Origin of the sequence: Brevundimonas sp. UBA2416, from assembly GCF_002343105.1 — a bacterium.
Taxonomy (GTDB): domain Bacteria; phylum Pseudomonadota; class Alphaproteobacteria; order Caulobacterales; family Caulobacteraceae; genus Brevundimonas.
Window position 1 is genome coordinate 127732 of record NZ_DDRM01000037.1, and the last position, 16181, is coordinate 143912.

Sequence of the window (16181 nt, forward strand, 5' to 3'; positions counted from 1 at the left end):
TCGCGGCTCAGGTCGCCCGGTGAAGGAAGGCCACGGCGCGCTGGGCGTGGGCCGCCGCGGAAACGATGAAGCGCTTGTCGCCGCGCAGCACCTCGAGCCAGTGGTCGAGATAGGCCGCGTGGTCCTCGCGCGGCTCGAGCGCCAGGCCGAGGTCGGCGCAGAGGTAGGCGGCCCCGAGTTCGGCGACGAGCTCCTCGCGGGCGTAGGCCCGGGTCGAACGGCTGAAGTCGCGGGCGAGGCGAGCGGCATGGCCGGTCCAGTGCACGCATTCATGGCCCAAGGTGGCGTAGTAGCTCTGCGCGTCGCGGAACTGGTCGAAGGCCGGCATCTGCACATGGTCCGTCGACGGCCGATAGAAGGCGGAGCCGCCGCCGTGGCGAACGTCTACGCCCAAGGTCGCGAACCAGGCGTCGACCCGGGCGATCCGGCTGTCCGGATTGACGACCAGCGCCGGCGGCGGCGTATGACCTTCGTATAGCCCGTCGATCTGCTCGACGTTGAAGACGGTGTAGGCCTTGAGGAACGGAATCCGGCGCAGCTGCTCCTCGCCGGACTCGTCGGTCTCGGCACGGGCCAGGGTGTTGGCGTAGACCACGGTGGAGCCGGTCTCGCCCTTGCGGACGCAGCCGCCCAGTGCCAGCGCCTGACGGAAAGTCATCCAGGTGGGAGACTGGAAGCCTCGGGCCATGGCCTCAGCCCAGAGCAAAAGGACGTTGACGCCGCTGTAGGCCTCGCCGTTGTGGCGGAGCGGCCGGCTGACGCTGGTCGAAGCGGTCCAGGGCTGGGTCCAGGGGCGAACGCCCGTCTCCAGCTGGGCGATGATCTTGTCGGTGATCCGGCTGTAGAGGTCCGGACGAGCGGGTTCGTTGGGGCGCGGCATGGCGGCCTCCGGATGAAGGGTTTTGAGGAAGGGCGGCGGCGCCTCAGCGCCGCCGCGGCTCGGTCAGCGGGACCAGATCAGGCTGTGCCCACCGTCGACCTCGACCAGGGAGGCGTAGATCGGGGCGGGGAAGCTGGGATCGTCGAGCTTGACCGACAGGTATTCGCGGTTCTGCTGGCTCGTCTTCTTCCAGGCGGCGCCGAACTCGGTCTGGCCGGAGAAGATGCGGAAGTCGGGCGCCTTGTCGTCGGTCTTCTCATTGGCCCGCAGCTGGGCCGCCTTGACGTTGAGGGTCAGGGTCTTGATCGAACCGCTGTAGGCGCCGTCCGCTTGCCGGGTGAAGGTTCCGATGGTGGCCATGGTGGTGTCTCCTTGCTGATCTCGGGCCACGCCTGCCGCGGCCTCGATGGCGATCGTCCGATCGGAAGACGGGCGGCCCGCAGGTCGCAGCGCCCCCAAGGCGCAAGATCCCGAAGCGACAGCGCAGGACCGGGCGGGGCGTGTTTCTTGTCTCGCGAGGAGGCCGCAGGCCGGGGAAGAAACTCGCCCCGCCCGGTTGCGGAAGCCGCCGGCTTTCGATCAGATCAAGCCACAGAGAGGCCGCGCGATGCTGGCGCGCGCAGGAGACGCCGCCGCCCCCCGGTCTTCACCCGCCCAACGGCCTAGGCGGCCCGTGAGCCTGCCCGCCTCCACGCCGAAGCGCCCAAACGTCGGCCCTCCCGACCGTGATGGAGCCCATCATCATCGCCACGAGACCCGCGGTTCGCCCCCCCCGCCGCAGCGGCGACGAGACAGCCGCGATAAGCACCGGGGGATCGGCCTTGAGCGAAAGCGTCCGAGATGCGCCAGAAGCGGTCCTGCGGATACCCCCGGAAACACGACATTCCAAATGACAGCCGAAGTGCCGCTTCTGGAGCCCTCCCGTCGGCCACTATGGCGCTTTCGTCCAGTCTCGGCAGGACGGGCAGAACCCAGAAGTTTGGCCGTCGCCGGTCTGAACGAATTCTGACGGCCCTTTCGATGTTGTTTCGGACGACGCCAAATGCCTAGGCAACCGCGCACCCCGCGCTTTAGCCGCTACAACCAACGATACTATGGTAGTAATTTGCTCTTATAAGTCTGCGCAAAGAGGCGCAGGGTAACGAGCCTTCAAGGCACGAACCCGGGGGGGAACGTGGCGATAATTTCGAACATCCGCGCATTGAGAGGTGCGGGGGTCTTGGCTGACAGAATGGTCCGGACGCCCACGCTCTCCTTGCGCCGGTACAACCTGATCTACGGCTTCAACGGATCGGGTAAGAGCACGTTGTCGCGACTGTTTGCCAGCCTCCAATCTGGCAATCGCGATGGGAAGCTACCCCCTGCCTGCGCCTTCGAGTTTGAGCTCGATGACGGCGCAATTCTCGGCTGCCCGGATAAGCTCACGGGGTTGGAGCAGCGGGTCCTCGTGTTCAACGCCGACTTTGTTGAACACAATCTGCAGTGGGCAACAGGGACGGCCAACCCCGTTTTCTACATCGGACGAGAGCAGGCGGAACTGGCGGCGGAGTTGGCGCGACAAGAGGCCGCCGTGCCAGCAGCGCAACTCCGTCGGACCAATGCGGACGTTCTCCTGAAGGCAAAGGAAAAAGCCTTCGCGACATTCAAACGGGAACGGGCCAAGCTTGTTGCCGAGAACTTACGCCTCCGAAATCGGAAGTACGAAGCCCCACAGCTAGTGCAAGATTTCGGGACGCTGGATCTGGGGCCAGGCGCGGACCTGACCGAGGAGCAATTGGAGGCGGCCAAGGCTACATGTCGGCTCGACGAGCCGATGGCGCGGGTGAATGAGCTGACCTTCCAGGATCGGCCAATCGTTGAGACGATCAGCCAAGCTCGTGAGCTTGCCGCGCAAACCCCGGGGACGGTGGTGATTGCGGAACTGAGCCAGCACCCGGATATGGTTCTCTGGGTCAAGGAAGGCGCCACGTATCATAACGCCCATGACCTAGAGACCTGTTTGTTCTGCACGGGGCCGATCCAGCCAGCACGCCGCGAAGTGCTCGAACGAGCCTTTGATGACAAGCTCGAGCGTTTCCTTGAATTGGTGGGAAGCGCCCATGCCGATGGCGAGGCCACGCTGTCTGCATTGGCCGATCTGCGGATCGCAGTCGCAACGCTAGACGCTGTCTCTGTCGAACTTCGTCAGCCTTACAAGGAAACTCGTGAGCGGCTTATCGAGGCGATCAAAGCCTGCGAACGACTCGTGTCCGGTGGCGTTGCTGTTCTGGCGGACAAGAAGGGCAAGCCGACCCAGCCTGCGGATGCCGGGGGTCTCGCGTCCGAACCGGACATCGCCGAAGCCGTCGCGGCCCTAACGGGCATCCTCGGTGAACTGAACGGACTTTTGCGGGCCCATAACGAGCGCATTGATGGCTTTGACCGGTATCAGGAAGACGCACGCATAGCTGTGCGGCGGCACTACTTGGCGAGCGGCCGAGTAGAATATGATGCCTTGGTTGCCGACCAGAAGGCGGCCGAAACTGAAGCGATATCTGCGGAAGCGGACCTTACGCACCTTACTCAGGAAGTGGCCCGGCTAAAGTCGGAGGTGCGCGAACACGGGCCAGCCGCAGACAAGATCAACAAGCTTATCGAATCCTATCTGGGGCACGGTGAACTGACGATCTCAGCAGTCGCGGAGGGCTACGAGATCCATCGCCACGGGCGACTCGTTGAGGGAACCCCAAGCGAAGGCGAGAAAACCGCGATTGCGCTCTGCTACTTCATATCGACGCTGGAGTCGGACGGTCGGAAGTTGAAAGATCTGATCGTCGTCGTGGACGATCCGATTTCCAGCCTCGACACCAAGGCGTTGAATTTTGCCTGTGCGCTGGTGAAGAGCCGATTGGACAAGGCTGGCCAGCTCTTCGTGCTGACACATAATCAGCAGTGCATGAACGAGTTCAAAAAGGCTTGGAAGAACCGGCACCGGCCCATCGAAAAGGACAAGGCCCCCACCGCCACCTTCTTGTTCATGGATGTGACGATTCCGAAGGGTGGGACCGCGCGATCAGCCAGCTTTGTCGAGATGTCGAAGCTGCTGCGCGACTACGATTTCGAGTACCATTTCCTGTTTCACCACGTCCTCAAGTTCGAAGCGGAAACGGACCCCGAGTTCGAGTACGCCTACATGATGCCGAACGTGCTTCGGCGGGTTCTTGACGTCTTTCTCGCCTTCAGATGCCCCGGAAGCTCCGGGCTGGCGCCGAAGATCGCGCAGCTTTGTGCAGAGTACACCGACCTTGACCAGGACCGCATCACCGCGCTGGAACGTCTGGCTCAGGTCGAGTCGCATTCCGAAAGTCTGGACGATCTGATTGGCTTCTCTTCGATGACGCTGGAAGAGACCCGGGACGCGAACGCGACGCTTCTAGAGATGATGCGGATTGTCGATCCGGCTCACCTCGCCCACCTCCGACGCATTTGTGCCTAGTAAATGATCTGCCAGTCGTTCGACGACTCAGAGTCATTTGGTCGAGTCTAGGCGGCCGTGCTCGATGCGCCACTATACCGGTCGGACTGAGGATGCGCCCGCAACCCCGATGCACCAAGGCGACCTAAGGAGTCGCGGCAAGGGACAGCGTACGGGACCGTGGGCGAGTATCGCAACAGGCGACGACCGCGCCGCCCGTTCCTAAAGCCGCCCCGCGGCCCGCAGACGTGCCTGAATCTCGGACGCGAACGCCACCTCTTCGGCATCGACCTCACCGTCCGCATCGATAACGCGCCGCATCGACCGCATGAGGGCGGCCGGGTCGCCTTCTCCGGCGCATAGTCGATTCAAGGCGCGCTCGAACGCCCGCTCATCGGGCACGATAGACGCTACGCGCTTACGGATCGTGGGTTCATGAAGCGGATCGTCCGATCTCAGCATGACGTGTCTGACGATCTGCTCCCGTTCGTCCTCGTCGAAATCGCCGTCTGATGCGCCGACAAAGCTGAGGATGATGATCTCGTCCCGGCAATCCTGCAGCGCGAGGAGTTCGGGGGATCGCGCGGCGACCTCGCTCGCCGTCATCATTTTCAGAAGCGGATGCTCACGGAAGAATTCGAGACCGTCATCGTGCACTTCTCCGGTCGCCAGGTCGGTCGCCTCGACCACCCGTGACGCCATGAACATTCGCATCGCCGAGCGCATGTAGCAGTAGCCCGTCAGCCTGACGTCAGTGACCTCATGCTTGAGACTGTTCAGCGTCACGCACCGACCCGACAAGGCATTCCTGGCGTCGGAATAGATCAGGTGAAAAGCCATCGGCGGGGCTGGCGGATCATCGACTTCGACCAGCATCCCGTGATCGTCGAACTCGTGCCCCTTGATCGGCCGACCCAGCCGTTCGGCGCGCGACTGTGAGAGGTTGCGCCTGAGCCCGGCCCTTGCCGTAAGAAAATGGTCGATGGTCAGCATTGTCATAACAGCGCCCCTTCCAGCCCCAGCTAAGCTGCGCACACGATGAGAGTCCAGTTCATCCGGCGACACCTTGAGTCGACCACACCCTCGGGACCGCGGGATTGATTCGAGTGGATCATCACACTCACAGATAGTAGCTTGGCCGTCCTGCGGGGGTGGCATGGGCTTCTGGTTCTGGGTATTGGCGTTGGCCGCCCTGGTCGTCTGGTTCAACCTGCGGGGCGCCAGTCGCAAAGCGGCGCGTTCTGCGTCGCATCCGGCCGTCCCGTCGCGTCTCGAAACCGCGCGACTGACGATAGATCTCTCGGTCCCCTCCGATCCGGCGTCCTCACAAGCGTCTGTGGCCGTCGTCGACCTGGACGCCTGGACGGCAGGGTTGTCGGCGGACGACCTTCGGCTTGTCGAGGGTTACGGGATCAAGCGCACATCGCAGGGATTCTTCTGCAGGCACCGGCGGTTTGAAACCGCTGATCGGGTGCTGGACCACGCGCGAGCGCTCCAGAGCGGCGCCGCGGTGGCGCCGCCCTTGATGTACGCTTCGGCCACACCGTCGGCGCCGGCGCCGACACAGGCGCCGGACCGGCCCAATGAGGTCCCCGACGTCAGAACAGACCAATCGCCGTCGGCGAACTTCGCGAAGCCCGACAACGCCCGGCCGCGCTGGTATGGATCGGCCGACCCCATCGAGATCAGCGGCGTCCGGATCGTCTCTCCGATGGTCTACGTCGGCCCCACCCGTTCCTGTGAGACGCCGCGGGACCGTGTGGATCCGACGGCCCGGGTGGGTCTGACCGGAGAGGACCAACTCGGAATCGCCCTGTCCTACTGGCCCTCCTACCACGCCTTGTCGCCCGGCGGCCGCCGCACCTATCTGGATTGGCTGGCCGGAGGTCGAACGACCAGGGTGGGAATCGGCTATGTCTTCATCTTCTTCTACGGCCTCGAACGCCGCCTGTTCGTCGACAACGCCCGCGCCGAACTCGACGTCATCATAGCCGAAGTCGAACGCCTGCTGGCGCAGTACCAGGACAACCACTCATTCCACGGCTATGCGAAGCGGCTGTTGACCGCGGCAAGACTGGTTCGCAGCGCGGCGGCGCAGGCGCCAGAACTCTCCCCCGACCTCCGGGCCGGCGACTGGGAGATGCCACTGTCCGTTCGCCGGTATCTGGGCGGGAAGCTGGCGGCGGGCGAGGCGCTCCAGGCGGATGATTGCCTCCTCTGGATCCTTGGCATGCCCGACACCTATCTCGGAGCGGCGGGCCGGCGCTGTTTTCCCGAACTGACCGAGCTCTGGCGGCACCGTTTCACCCAACTCTACCCCGATGGGATCAAGGTCCGGGCCCCGAAGCGTCCGCTGAACGCCCAGTACCGCGCGGCGAGCAGCGAGTTCCAGGTCAATCTGTCCATCGGCGACCTGCCTGATATCGCCGCCCTAACGCAGCCGGTCACCCGTCTGCGTGATCTGCTGTTGGGTTGGCAGCCTGAACTCGACGCCCTGAGCCGCCTCCTGCTGAAACGATCGGACGCGAGGGACACGCTTGAGGGTGCCCTCTGCCTGCCCCCGGATACAGTTGATCTTCGTTTCGGCGAAAGAGTCGGCGCTGTTCGGGCCGCCATGAACCAGCTGCTCGGCGACGCGCCGATGGCCAGCGCGCGCACGCGCGAGATTCTCGCCCTTCTTGAGATTGAAGACGGTGACGACAAGCTTCCCGTCACCCTGCAGCGTCATATTGCGGGCTTGCTGGATCGTCTCGGGTTCGCCTTTGAGCCCGATCGCCGCCACACCGAGGCTTCCCTGAACCGGGACGGCGCCATCGTTCTGTTCAAGGGCGCAACGGGCGCCCCCGCCCAAACCGGGGCGACGTTCATCGCGGCGCGCACCTTGGTCGAGATCGCGCTTCTCGCCGCGGCCTCGGACGGCGAGGTCGTTCCCGCCGAACTCGACCAGGTCGCGACAGACCTCGCCGCGCTTCCGGAGCTCTCCGTCGACGAGCGGCGGCGCCTCGCGGCCCATGCGCTGTGGCTCAGCCGTGACCCGCCCCGTCTTCAAGCCGCGCTGAAACGTCTCGGCGCCTTGCCCGCGAACGCCACCCGCGCGGCGATCCAGGCCGCCGTCTCCACCGTCCTGGCCGACGGTCGTGTCTTGCCGGTCGAGGTGCGCTTTCTCGAAAAACTCCACAAGGCGCTCGGACTGCCTCAGGATGAGGCCTACGCGGCCCTGCACCGAGGCACGGGGCGCACGGACGAACCGGTCACCGTGGCCGCAGCGGAACACACGGCCGGCGTCCCGATTCCGTCCGAAGCGGCTGCGGTCGTCGCCTTCGATGCGACCCGCCTGGCCAGGATCCGGGAGGAGACGTCGCAGGTCTCCGCCCTCCTCACGAGCATCTTCATTGAGGACCCGGTGGAAGAGGCGCCGACGCGGGCTTCGACCACGTCTAGTTCACGTTTCGAGGGTCTCGACGCGCGGCATGCGGACCTGCTGTCAGCGATTCTGACGTCCGGCCGCCTGGATCGCGACGCCTTCGAGGCCCGGGCCCGGGATCTCAAACTCCTGCCGGGCGGGGCGCTCGAGACGATCAACGAATGGGCCTTCGAGATCTTCGATGAGGCGCTCCTCGAAGAGGACGACGACATCTATCCCGCCAGCCACCTCCGGGATCGGCTGACCGCCCTGGAGACCGCAACATGACCGCCACAGCCTCGCTCAAGACCCGCGACCGTGACACCATTCTTCAGGCCCTGGCGGCGGGCGTCGTACCGCGGACGGGGCTCGCCCACATCCAGGTCGGCCGGGCCGGAGAGGTGGGCGCGCTGGTGCGCGACATCGACCGCATCGCGGACGGGGGATCCGCAGTGCGTTTTGTCATCGGCGAGTATGGCGCGGGCAAGACCTTCTTTCTCAACCTCGTGCGGCTCATCGCGCTCGAACGCAAATGCGTGACGATCCATGCCGACCTGGCGCCTGATCGCCGGATTCACGCGACCGCCGGACAGGCCAGGGGGCTGTATGCGGAAGCCGTTCGCAATCTGGCGACGCGCACCAAGCCGGACGGCGGCGCGCTCGCCACGGTCGTCGAGAAATTCATCACCGAATGCGTGCGCGACGCGGAAGACAAGGGAACGGCTGTAGAGGCCGCGATCGACGCTCGGCTCGCCGCTCTTCAGGTGCATGTCGGGGGATATGACTATGCGGCCGTGCTCAAGGCCTACTGGCGCGGCAGCGAGACCGACGACGCCGGCCTGACCGGGGCGGCCCTGCGTTGGCTAAGAGGCGAGTATTCGACCAAGACGGAGGCGCGGCAGGCGCTGGGCGTGCGCAACATCATCGACGACGGGGACGTCTACGACAGCCTGAAGCTGCTCGCCGCCTTCGTCCGGCTCGCCGGATATGCAGGTCTGGTCGTGGTCTTTGACGAGATGGTCAATCTCTACAAGCTGCAGAGCGCCCAGGCGCGAAACCAGAATTTCGAACAGATCCTGCGCATCGTGAACGACGGCCTGCAAGGCAGCGCCTCTGGTATCGGGTTCGTGTTCGGCGGCACGCCTGAGTTCCTCATGGACTCGCGCCGCGGGCTCTACAGCTACGAGGCGCTTCAGTCCCGCCTCATGGAGAACGCCTTCGCCGGCCAGGGACTCATCGACCTCTCGGGCCCCGTTGTGCGCCTGCAGAGCCTGACGCCGGAAGACCTGCTGGTGCTGCTCGCCAACATCCGCAACGTCTTCTCCCAAGGCGATCCAGCCCGCCACTTGGTTCCGGACGAAGCGCTGCCGCTGTTCATGACCCACTGCAACAAACGGATCGGCGAGGCCTATTTCCGAACGCCCCGAAACACGATCAAGGCCTTCGTCCAACTTCTGGCCGTGCTTGAGCAGAACCCGGGACAGGGCTGGAGCGAACTGATCGGCGGCGTGGACGTGGCCAACGACGCGGAGGGCGCCCGCGAGCACGAGGTGGCCGACGATGTGACGGAAGACGGCCTGGCGACCCTGCGGCTCTAGGATGGAGGCGTTTGACCGGCTGCATCCGCAGGTCCGCAAATGGGTGCGGGAACAGGGATGGTCGGAGCTTCGTCCCGTTCAGGTGAACGGGATCGAGGCGGTCCTGGGACATGACCGGGACGTGCTCATCTCTGCCTCGACGGCCGCCGGAAAAACCGAAGCGGTGTTCCTTCCGCTTCTCACCCGGGCCGCGGAACGGGAAACCCCGGGTCTCTCCGTCCTTTACGTCAGCCCGCTCAAGGCGCTGATCAACGACCAGCACAGGCGGCTTGAGCTGTTGACGGAGCGGCTCGAGCTGCCGGTCGCGAAATGGCATGGCGACGCGCCCGCCGGCCCCAAGGCGCGGATCATGAAGTCGCCCGCCGGAGTGGTGCTGATCACCCCCGAATCCATCGAGGCGCTCTTCCTGCGCCGGACGCGGGACGCAGAAAGACTGTTCGCCGGACTCGACGCGATCGTCATCGATGAGCTGCATGCTTTCCTGCAAGGTCCGCGCGGTCTGCATCTCGCCAGCCTGTTGCGACGGATCGACCTTCTGATCGGCCGACGGGTGCGCCGGATCGGCCTTTCGGCGACCCTGGGGGACATGACCTTCGCCGCGACATGGATGAACCCGCAGGCGCCCGACGCCGTCGATCGCGTCGCCGAAACGTCCGGATCGCCGGAGCTTCGCCTCCAGGTTCGAGGCTATGAGGAGCCGCCCGAAGGCGATCCCGGGGCCGATGCCCTTGAGGGAGAGGCTCCGCAGGCCCTGGACGTCATTTCCGACCACCTGTTCGAGACGCTGCGAGGCGACAACCATCTGGTCTTCGGCGGCTCGCGCCGGACGGTCGAGGCCCTGTCGAACCGGCTTCTGACTCGATCCGAGCAGGCGGGCGTGCCGAACGAGTTCTTCCCTCACCACGGCAGTCTGTCGAAGGAGCTCCGCGAGGAACTGGAGCGCCGCCTGAAGGCCGGCTCGCTGCCCACGACTGGCGTGGCGACGACGACGCTGGAGCTCGGAATCGACCTCGGGTCGGTGAAGAGCGTGGCCCAGATCGGCGCACCACGATCGTTGGCTGGCCTGCGCCAGCGGCTCGGGCGCAGCGGGCGCCGCGCCGGAGCTCCGGCCATTCTTCGCCTCTATACGCGCGAGCGGCATCTGGGGCGCGCCTTGGACCCCCTGGATCGCCTTCGTCCCCAGACCGTCAGGGCGGTCGCGGTGGTGCGGCTCCTACTGGCCCGCTTCTTGGAATCGCCCAAGTCGGATCCGGCGGTGGCCACCGTCCTGATCCATCAGCTCCTGTCGGTCATTGTCGAGCGAGGGGGCGTCAAGCCGGATGGCCTCTACCGAATTCTCTGCGAACAGGGCCCGTTGTCCTCGATCGAGATCGCCGACTTCATCGAACTCCTCCGCCATCTCGCCACGCCGGGATTGGCCGTAATCGAGCAGTCGCCGGACGGCCTGATCATGCTGGGACCCGAAGGCGAGGCCCTCACGTCTGCGCGCGAATTCTATGCGGTGTTCGAGACGGACCAGGAATGGAAGCTACTTCACGGTGCCCGGCCCCTCGGTCAGATTCCGATTTCCAATGCGCTGGCGGTCGGCAGTCTGCTTGCCTTCGCCGGCCGGCGATGGCGGGTGGTCGATGTCGACGATAGGGCCCGCGTCCTCTCGGTCGCCCCCCATCCAAGCGGACGCCTGCCTAAATTCGACCGTCAGTCGAACGAACCGCTCGACGACCGCATCCTTGAGGAGATGCGCAAGGTCTATCTGGACGCCGACATGCCAGAGTGGCTGGACGCCCAGTCCATGACCTTCCTCGCCCAAGGACGGGAAGCATTCGCGGACCTGGACCTTGATCGCACCGGCCTCGTCCGTTCGGGGGGCGACACCCATGTGCTGATATGGCGGGGAACTGCGATGAACAATGTGGTCGCCGTGGCTCTGACGGCCGCCGGCATCGGCTGCGAAGTTCACGACCTCGGCGTCACCTTGGCCGACACGACGGCGACGGAAGCCAGAAGTTTGTTGATGCAGCTCGGTGGCGCGCCCTCGGCCCAAGCCCTCAGTGAGTTTGTCGAGAACCTTCAGAGCGCGAAATACGATCATCTGGCACCCACGGGCCTGCTGCAACGGCTCTGGGCACGAAGACACACAGTCTTTTGTGAGGAGCTTCCGGCTATCGCCGCCGTCGCGCAAACTTGGCCGGCCTGATCCGCGGGGCAAGGAAGCCCCGCTCTCAATAGCGGCCTAGTTTCACGAACGGGGGATACGATTCTAGGTCTATGAGGCGCCAGAAGCGGTCTTTCGTCGACCGCCAAGAAGGCGACACTCAGACGGCCTACCCAGGGCCGTGTTCCGGCTTTCCGCCTCAGGCTGGTTTCGACTCAAAGGTGCCGCTCAACCTGACGGCCCGAGCCTCAGCGCCTCGAACCTACCGGCCAGCAAGCTTTGGCGGTTAATCCTCGCCGCCCTTGTCAGCAGCCCTGCGGTCCCTTTCAAGGAAGGGGATGAACCCCGTCGATCTCGCCTTTCTTGTCGTTGCCGTCCTTCTGCTCTCCACGGTGGTGGCGGGCAGCCTGTCCAGCCGGTTCGGTTTGCCGGCCATGATCGGCTTCCTCGCCTTGGGCATGATCGCCGGATCGGACGGGCTGTTCGGCATCGCATTCTCTGATTATTCCCTTGCCCAGACCATCGGGGTGGCGTGCCTGATCTTCATCCTGTTCTCGGGCGGGCTGGATACCGACTGGAAGCTGGTGCGCCCCATAGTGGCCCCGGCTCTGGTACTCTCCACCGTGGGAGTGATGATAAGCGCAGGGGTTGTCAGCGCCGCCGCGGTTCTGCTGCTCGACTTCACCCCGATCCAAGGCTTTCTTCTTGGGGCGGTCATCGCCTCCACTGACGCCGCCGCGGTCTTCGCTACTCTTCGGGGCCAGGGCGGTGCGCTCAGGAACGACCTGACCGGCCTGATCGAGCTGGAATCCGGTACAAACGATCCTATGGCCATCTTCCTGGTGGGAGCCGCCCTGGTGCTGGTGGCGACCCCGCAGGCTTCGCTTCTCCCATTCGCCCCTGCCTTCCTGATCCAGATGGGCGTCGGGGCCATGGTGGGAACTGGCGTCGGCTTCCTGCTGCCCAGCTTCATAAAGCGCATGCGGCTGCGGGGCAGCGGCCTGTCGCTGGTGGTATCCATCGGCGCGGCCCTATTTAGCTACGGGTTCGCGGCGGTGATCGGCGGCAACGGCTTTCTGGCGGCCTATATCGCCGGCCTCATGGCGGGCAATCGCGATTATACAGCAAGGCGCACGATTTCCCTGTTTCAAGACGGCTTGGCTTGGCTGGCGCAGGTGGTGATGTTCCTAACGTTGGGACTGCTCGTCTTTCCGACCCAGTTGCCCGGCGTGGTCGGTCCGGGCCTCGCCATCACGGCGGTGTTGATGCTGGTAGCGCGCCCGTTGAGCGTCTTCATCTGCCTTGCGCCGTTTCGGGCGTTCGACTGGCGTGCCAAGCTGTTCGTCTCGTGGGCGGGACTGCGCGGTGCGGTTCCCATTGTGCTGGCCACCTTCCCAATCGTGGCGGGGGTGCCGGGATCACAGACCATCTTCAATATCGTGTTCTTCGTGGTCATCGTCTCCGGGCTGTTGCAGGGGCCGACGTTGGCTTGGGTTGCGGGGAAGCTCGGGATGGACGGTGCAGGACCCGGGGTTGATCTCCAATCGGCGGCCCGATCCGTTTCCTGAAGCGTCGCATCAACTGTTCAGGCCACGATCGGTGGTCCAGGCCCGCTTTCCACCCATGCGACCTTGCCAGGCCTGCTGAACTCACGTCAGCCGAGCGCCATCAGGAGACATAGGGTAGCGGCCACGAACCGGACTTTCCTCCTCGGCGCCTGTGGACCGCTTTCAAAGTCGCACACCCAGCCGTGGCAATACCTGGATCATCATGGCGTAAAGCAACACGGTGACGGCGCAGCCGATGGCAAGCGCAGGCCAGAACGCCATGCCGCGCCTGAGCAGGGCCGGAATAACCAGAAACATCGGCAGGCTGGGCAATACAAACCAGAAGGTCGCCTGGGCGTGGTCCGCCAGCCGGACCGCGTCGCCGGTGTCCCGCCATAGCCAGATCATGCCGAGAATGGAGACCAAAGGCAGGGAAATTATCAGCGCGCCCCAGCCCGGATAGCGTCTGGCCACCTCGCTCCCTAGGGCGATCACGATGCCGGAAACCGCCGCCTTGATGATCAGATAGAGCATCGCTTCCCATCCTTGTGGCTGCTGCCGACACCATACACCCGGGGCGTCATCCAGAGGCCCTTTCCATCATCGCCGGGTCCGGGGCAGCGACGGGAGCCCGGGGTGAGACCGAGTAAGGCGCCGGTCAAGGCGGCCTGTCGCGCTTGCCGGAGCAGTCCCTTGACGCGATAGTCGAATTCTCCGGGGCGTCGCGGGCTCCCGGGAACAGACGACCCCGTCGTCCAAGACCCGCTCCACGCCGCGCCGTTCGCGCGCGGACCGGAGCGCATGGGTGAACCGATGACGGAAACCGTATCCACGACTGACGAGATTTCGTCCGAGCCGACGCCGCCCGCTATGGGCTACGGCAGGGTGTTCCTGATCTTCCTCGGTTTCGGCTTCATGGCCTGGGGAGGGCCGGTCGCCCAGATCGCCATGATCCGCCGCGAGTTGGTGGACGAGCGGCGCTGGATTTCCAGCGCGCGGTTCAACCGGCTGCTGGCCGTCATGCAGGTCCTGCCCGGTCCGGAAGCCCACGAACTGTGCGTTCACCTCGGCATGCGGGCCAAGGGACGCGTCGGCGGCCTTCTCGCTGGCCTCGGCTTCATGCTGCCGGGGTTCCTGCTGATGCTCCTGCTGTCATGGGCCTATTTCGCCCTCGACATGCAGGGCACGCTGATCGGCGCCACCTTCCTCGGCGTCCAGGCTGCTGTCATCGCCCTGATCGTGCGCGCCGTGCACCGGATCGGCGAGCATGTTCTGCTGAACGTCCGCCTTTGGGCCATCGCCGCCGCATGCGGCATCGCCGCCCTGGCCGGGGCGCCGTTCTGGATCACCCTGCCGGCCGGGGGCGCCGTCTACGCCCTGCTGGCGGTCCGGGCCGATCGCTGGGCGGCCTTGGTCGTGACGACGGCGGTGCTGGCCTGCGTGGCGGTCGTGTTTCTCCGCACCGATGCGCCCGTGGTGACGGCGGCCACGACCGCCGGGTCGGCCTCCCTGTCCGCCCTGTTCGCCTCGGGGCTGAAGGCCGGGCTCCTGACATTCGGCGGCGCCTATACCGCGATCCCCTTCGTCCGCAACGACGCGGTGGGCCAAGGCTGGATGAACGACGGCCAGTTTCTCGACGGCTTGGCCCTGTCCGGCATTCTGCCGGCGCCCCTGATCATCTTCGCCACCTTCGTCGGCTATGTCGCCGGTGGGCCGCTTGGCGCCGTGGTCATGACGGCGGGCGTCTTCCTGCCGGCCTTCGCCTTCTCGCTGCTGTTCTACGACCGGCTCGAGACTGTGCTGGAAGAGCCACGCCTCCACGCCCTGCTGGAAGGCGTGGCCGCCGCGGTGGTGGGCCTGATCGCCGCCACAACGCTGCAACTGGCCGTCACCAGCGCCCAGAGGATCGACCCGCTGGCGGTCGGTGCGGTCATCTTCGCCGTAGCGCTGGCGGTGCTCTATCTGTGGAAGAGCCGCTGGAACGTCCCGGTCTGTATCCTGGCGGCGGGCGCCGCCGGCGCCCTACTGCTTTGAAACGTCCCGTCCCGCGACCCGCAGATAGATGGCGGGCAACACCAGCATGTTCAGGGCCGTGGAGCTGATCAGGCCGCACAGGATGACCACCGCCATCGGCGCCTGGATTTCGCTGCCGGGCTGACCCATGGCGAGGGCGAGGGGCGTCAGGGCCAGGGCGGCCGAGATGGCGGTCATCAGGATCGGCACGAGCCGCTCTTCGGACGCCTGACGCACCGCCTGGGTCAGATCGCTGACGCCCTCAACCTCGCGCAGATGCTTGATGTGGCTGATCAGCATGACGCCGTTGCGGGTGGCGATGCCGAACAGGGTGATGAAGCCGATGATGGTCGCCACCGACAGCACCCCGCCGATCAGCCACAGGCCGACGACCCCGCCGACCAGGGCGAGCGGCAGGTTGAGCATGACGATGCCGGCGTCTCGGTTGGAGCGGAACGCCTGGCGCAACAGCAGGAACATGCCCAGCAGCACGATCGCGCCCAGCGCCAGCAGGGTCTGGGTCGCGGAGGCGGCGCTCTCAAACTGCCCGCCCAGCTCGATGCGGGTGCCTTCCGGCAGGTCCATCGGTTCGAGGGCGGCGCGGATGTCGTCGACGACGGCTCCGAGGTCGCGGCCGGAGACATTGGCCAGAACCAGCTGGACCCGTTCCACGCTCTCGCGCGAGATCGAGTTCGGGCCCTGGTCGCGCACCACGTCGGCCACGGCGGACAGCGGGATCAGGCGGCCGTCGCCGGTCGACAGCAGCATGGACTCCATCGTCGAGCCGTCGCCGAACCGGGCGGGGTCGTAGCGCACCACCACATCGGTGATGACCGGACGTTCGATCAGTGTGCCGACCGTGGCCCCTCCGACGGCGGCCCCGACGGCCGTGGCCGCCTCTTCCGGGGTCAGGCCCGCCAGCGCCAGGTCGGCGCGGCGGAAGCGCAGGCGCAGATAGGGCACCTGGCTCTGGGTGTCGGTCTGGACGTCGACCGCGCCCGGCACCTCGGCGACGCGCGACTGAACTTCCTGGGCGAGGCGGCTGAGCGTCGGCGTATCCGCTGCAAAGACCTTCACCACGATGTTGGCGCGGGCGCCCGACAGGATGTGGTCGATGCGGTGTGAGATCGG

At 65.5% G+C, this 16181-nt stretch carries 11 protein-coding genes; 6 read left to right on the forward strand and 5 right to left on the reverse strand.

What is annotated here, in order from left to right; genetic code table 11:
* Positions 1-7: 7 nt before the first annotated feature.
* Together B3E43_RS12035 and B3E43_RS12040 are read right to left on the reverse strand one after the other, a co-directional pair.
* A complete protein-coding gene (locus B3E43_RS12035; RefSeq protein WP_292029788.1) occupies positions 8-880 on the reverse strand; it encodes an ArdC family protein in 873 nt (290 codons plus the stop codon).
* A gap of 63 nt (positions 881-943) precedes the next feature.
* Positions 944-1240, reverse strand: coding sequence for a DUF736 domain-containing protein (locus B3E43_RS12040; RefSeq protein WP_292029790.1), 297 nt, complete (start codon positions 1238-1240; stop codon positions 944-946).
* 859 nt (positions 1241-2099) lie between these two features.
* Between B3E43_RS12040 and B3E43_RS12045 the strand changes: the two genes are divergently transcribed.
* The gene (locus tag B3E43_RS12045; RefSeq protein WP_292029793.1) at positions 2100-4355 is read left to right on the forward strand and encodes an AAA family ATPase; all 2256 of its coding nucleotides are present in this window, start codon (positions 2100-2102) and stop codon (positions 4353-4355) included.
* A 201-nt stretch (positions 4356-4556) separates the two neighbouring features.
* Here the strand turns inward: B3E43_RS12045 and B3E43_RS12050 are convergent, their stop codons facing one another.
* Positions 4557-5399 (reverse strand): TerB family tellurite resistance protein, encoded by an 843-nt coding sequence (locus tag B3E43_RS12050; RefSeq protein WP_292029796.1) that lies wholly within the window; start codon positions 5397-5399, stop codon positions 4557-4559.
* Positions 5400-5670: 271 nt separating this feature from the next.
* On the opposite strand from B3E43_RS12050, the gene B3E43_RS12055 reads away from it, so the two are divergent.
* The 4 genes from B3E43_RS12055 to B3E43_RS12070 all read left to right on the forward strand — a co-directional run bounded on the left by B3E43_RS12055 (position 5671) and on the right by B3E43_RS12070 (position 13058).
* Positions 5671-8025, forward strand: coding sequence for a TerB N-terminal domain-containing protein (locus B3E43_RS12055; protein ID WP_292029800.1), 2355 nt, complete (start codon positions 5671-5673; stop codon positions 8023-8025).
* Positions 8022-9335 carry an ATP-binding protein gene (locus tag B3E43_RS12060; RefSeq protein WP_292029802.1) on the forward strand — a complete coding sequence of 438 codons (1314 nt, stop codon included), beginning with the start codon at positions 8022-8024 and terminating at the stop codon, positions 9333-9335. The genes B3E43_RS12055 and B3E43_RS12060 overlap by 4 nt, the downstream gene beginning before the upstream one ends.
* Before the next feature lies 1 nt (position 9336).
* Positions 9337-11532, forward strand: a complete 2196-nt coding sequence (locus B3E43_RS12065) for a DEAD/DEAH box helicase (protein ID WP_292029805.1) — start codon at positions 9337-9339, stop codon at positions 11530-11532.
* A 296-nt stretch (positions 11533-11828) separates the two neighbouring features.
* Complete coding sequence (locus B3E43_RS12070) at positions 11829-13058, forward strand: potassium/proton antiporter (RefSeq protein WP_292029807.1); 1230 nt, start codon at positions 11829-11831, stop codon at positions 13056-13058.
* 162 nt (positions 13059-13220) lie between these two features.
* On the opposite strand, the gene B3E43_RS12075 is transcribed toward B3E43_RS12070, so the two are convergent.
* Positions 13221-13571: a DUF3147 family protein gene (locus B3E43_RS12075; RefSeq protein ID WP_292029809.1), complete on the reverse strand. Its 351-nt coding sequence runs from the start codon at positions 13569-13571 to the stop codon at positions 13221-13223.
* 267 nt (positions 13572-13838) lie between these two features.
* Here B3E43_RS12075 and chrA point away from each other — a divergent pair, with 267 nt between their 5' ends.
* Entirely contained in the window at positions 13839-15071 is a 1233-nt protein-coding gene (gene chrA / locus B3E43_RS12080) for a chromate efflux transporter (RefSeq protein WP_292029810.1), read from the forward strand.
* Here chrA and B3E43_RS12085 read toward each other — a convergent pair.
* Positions 15060-16181: efflux RND transporter permease subunit (locus B3E43_RS12085; protein WP_292029812.1), on the reverse strand; the 1122-nt coding region annotated here is incomplete at its 5' end. The genes chrA and B3E43_RS12085 overlap by 12 nt on opposite strands.

Coding starts and splice junctions, on each gene's coding strand:
- B3E43_RS12040 (WP_292029790.1), bottom strand. CDS start 1,240: ATGGCCACCATCGGAACCTTCACCCGGCAAGCGGACGGCGCCTACAGC.
- chrA (WP_292029810.1), top strand. CDS start 13,839: ATGGGTGAACCGATGACGGAAACCGTATCCACGACTGACGAGATTTCG.
- B3E43_RS12075 (WP_292029809.1), bottom strand. CDS start 13,571: ATGCTCTATCTGATCATCAAGGCGGCGGTTTCCGGCATCGTGATCGCC.
- B3E43_RS12060 (WP_292029802.1), top strand. CDS start 8,022: ATGACCGCCACAGCCTCGCTCAAGACCCGCGACCGTGACACCATTCTT.
- B3E43_RS12035 (WP_292029788.1), bottom strand. CDS start 880: ATGCCGCGCCCCAACGAACCCGCTCGTCCGGACCTCTACAGCCGGATC.
- B3E43_RS12065 (WP_292029805.1), top strand. CDS start 9,337: ATGGAGGCGTTTGACCGGCTGCATCCGCAGGTCCGCAAATGGGTGCGG.
- B3E43_RS12070 (WP_292029807.1), top strand. CDS start 11,829: ATGAACCCCGTCGATCTCGCCTTTCTTGTCGTTGCCGTCCTTCTGCTC.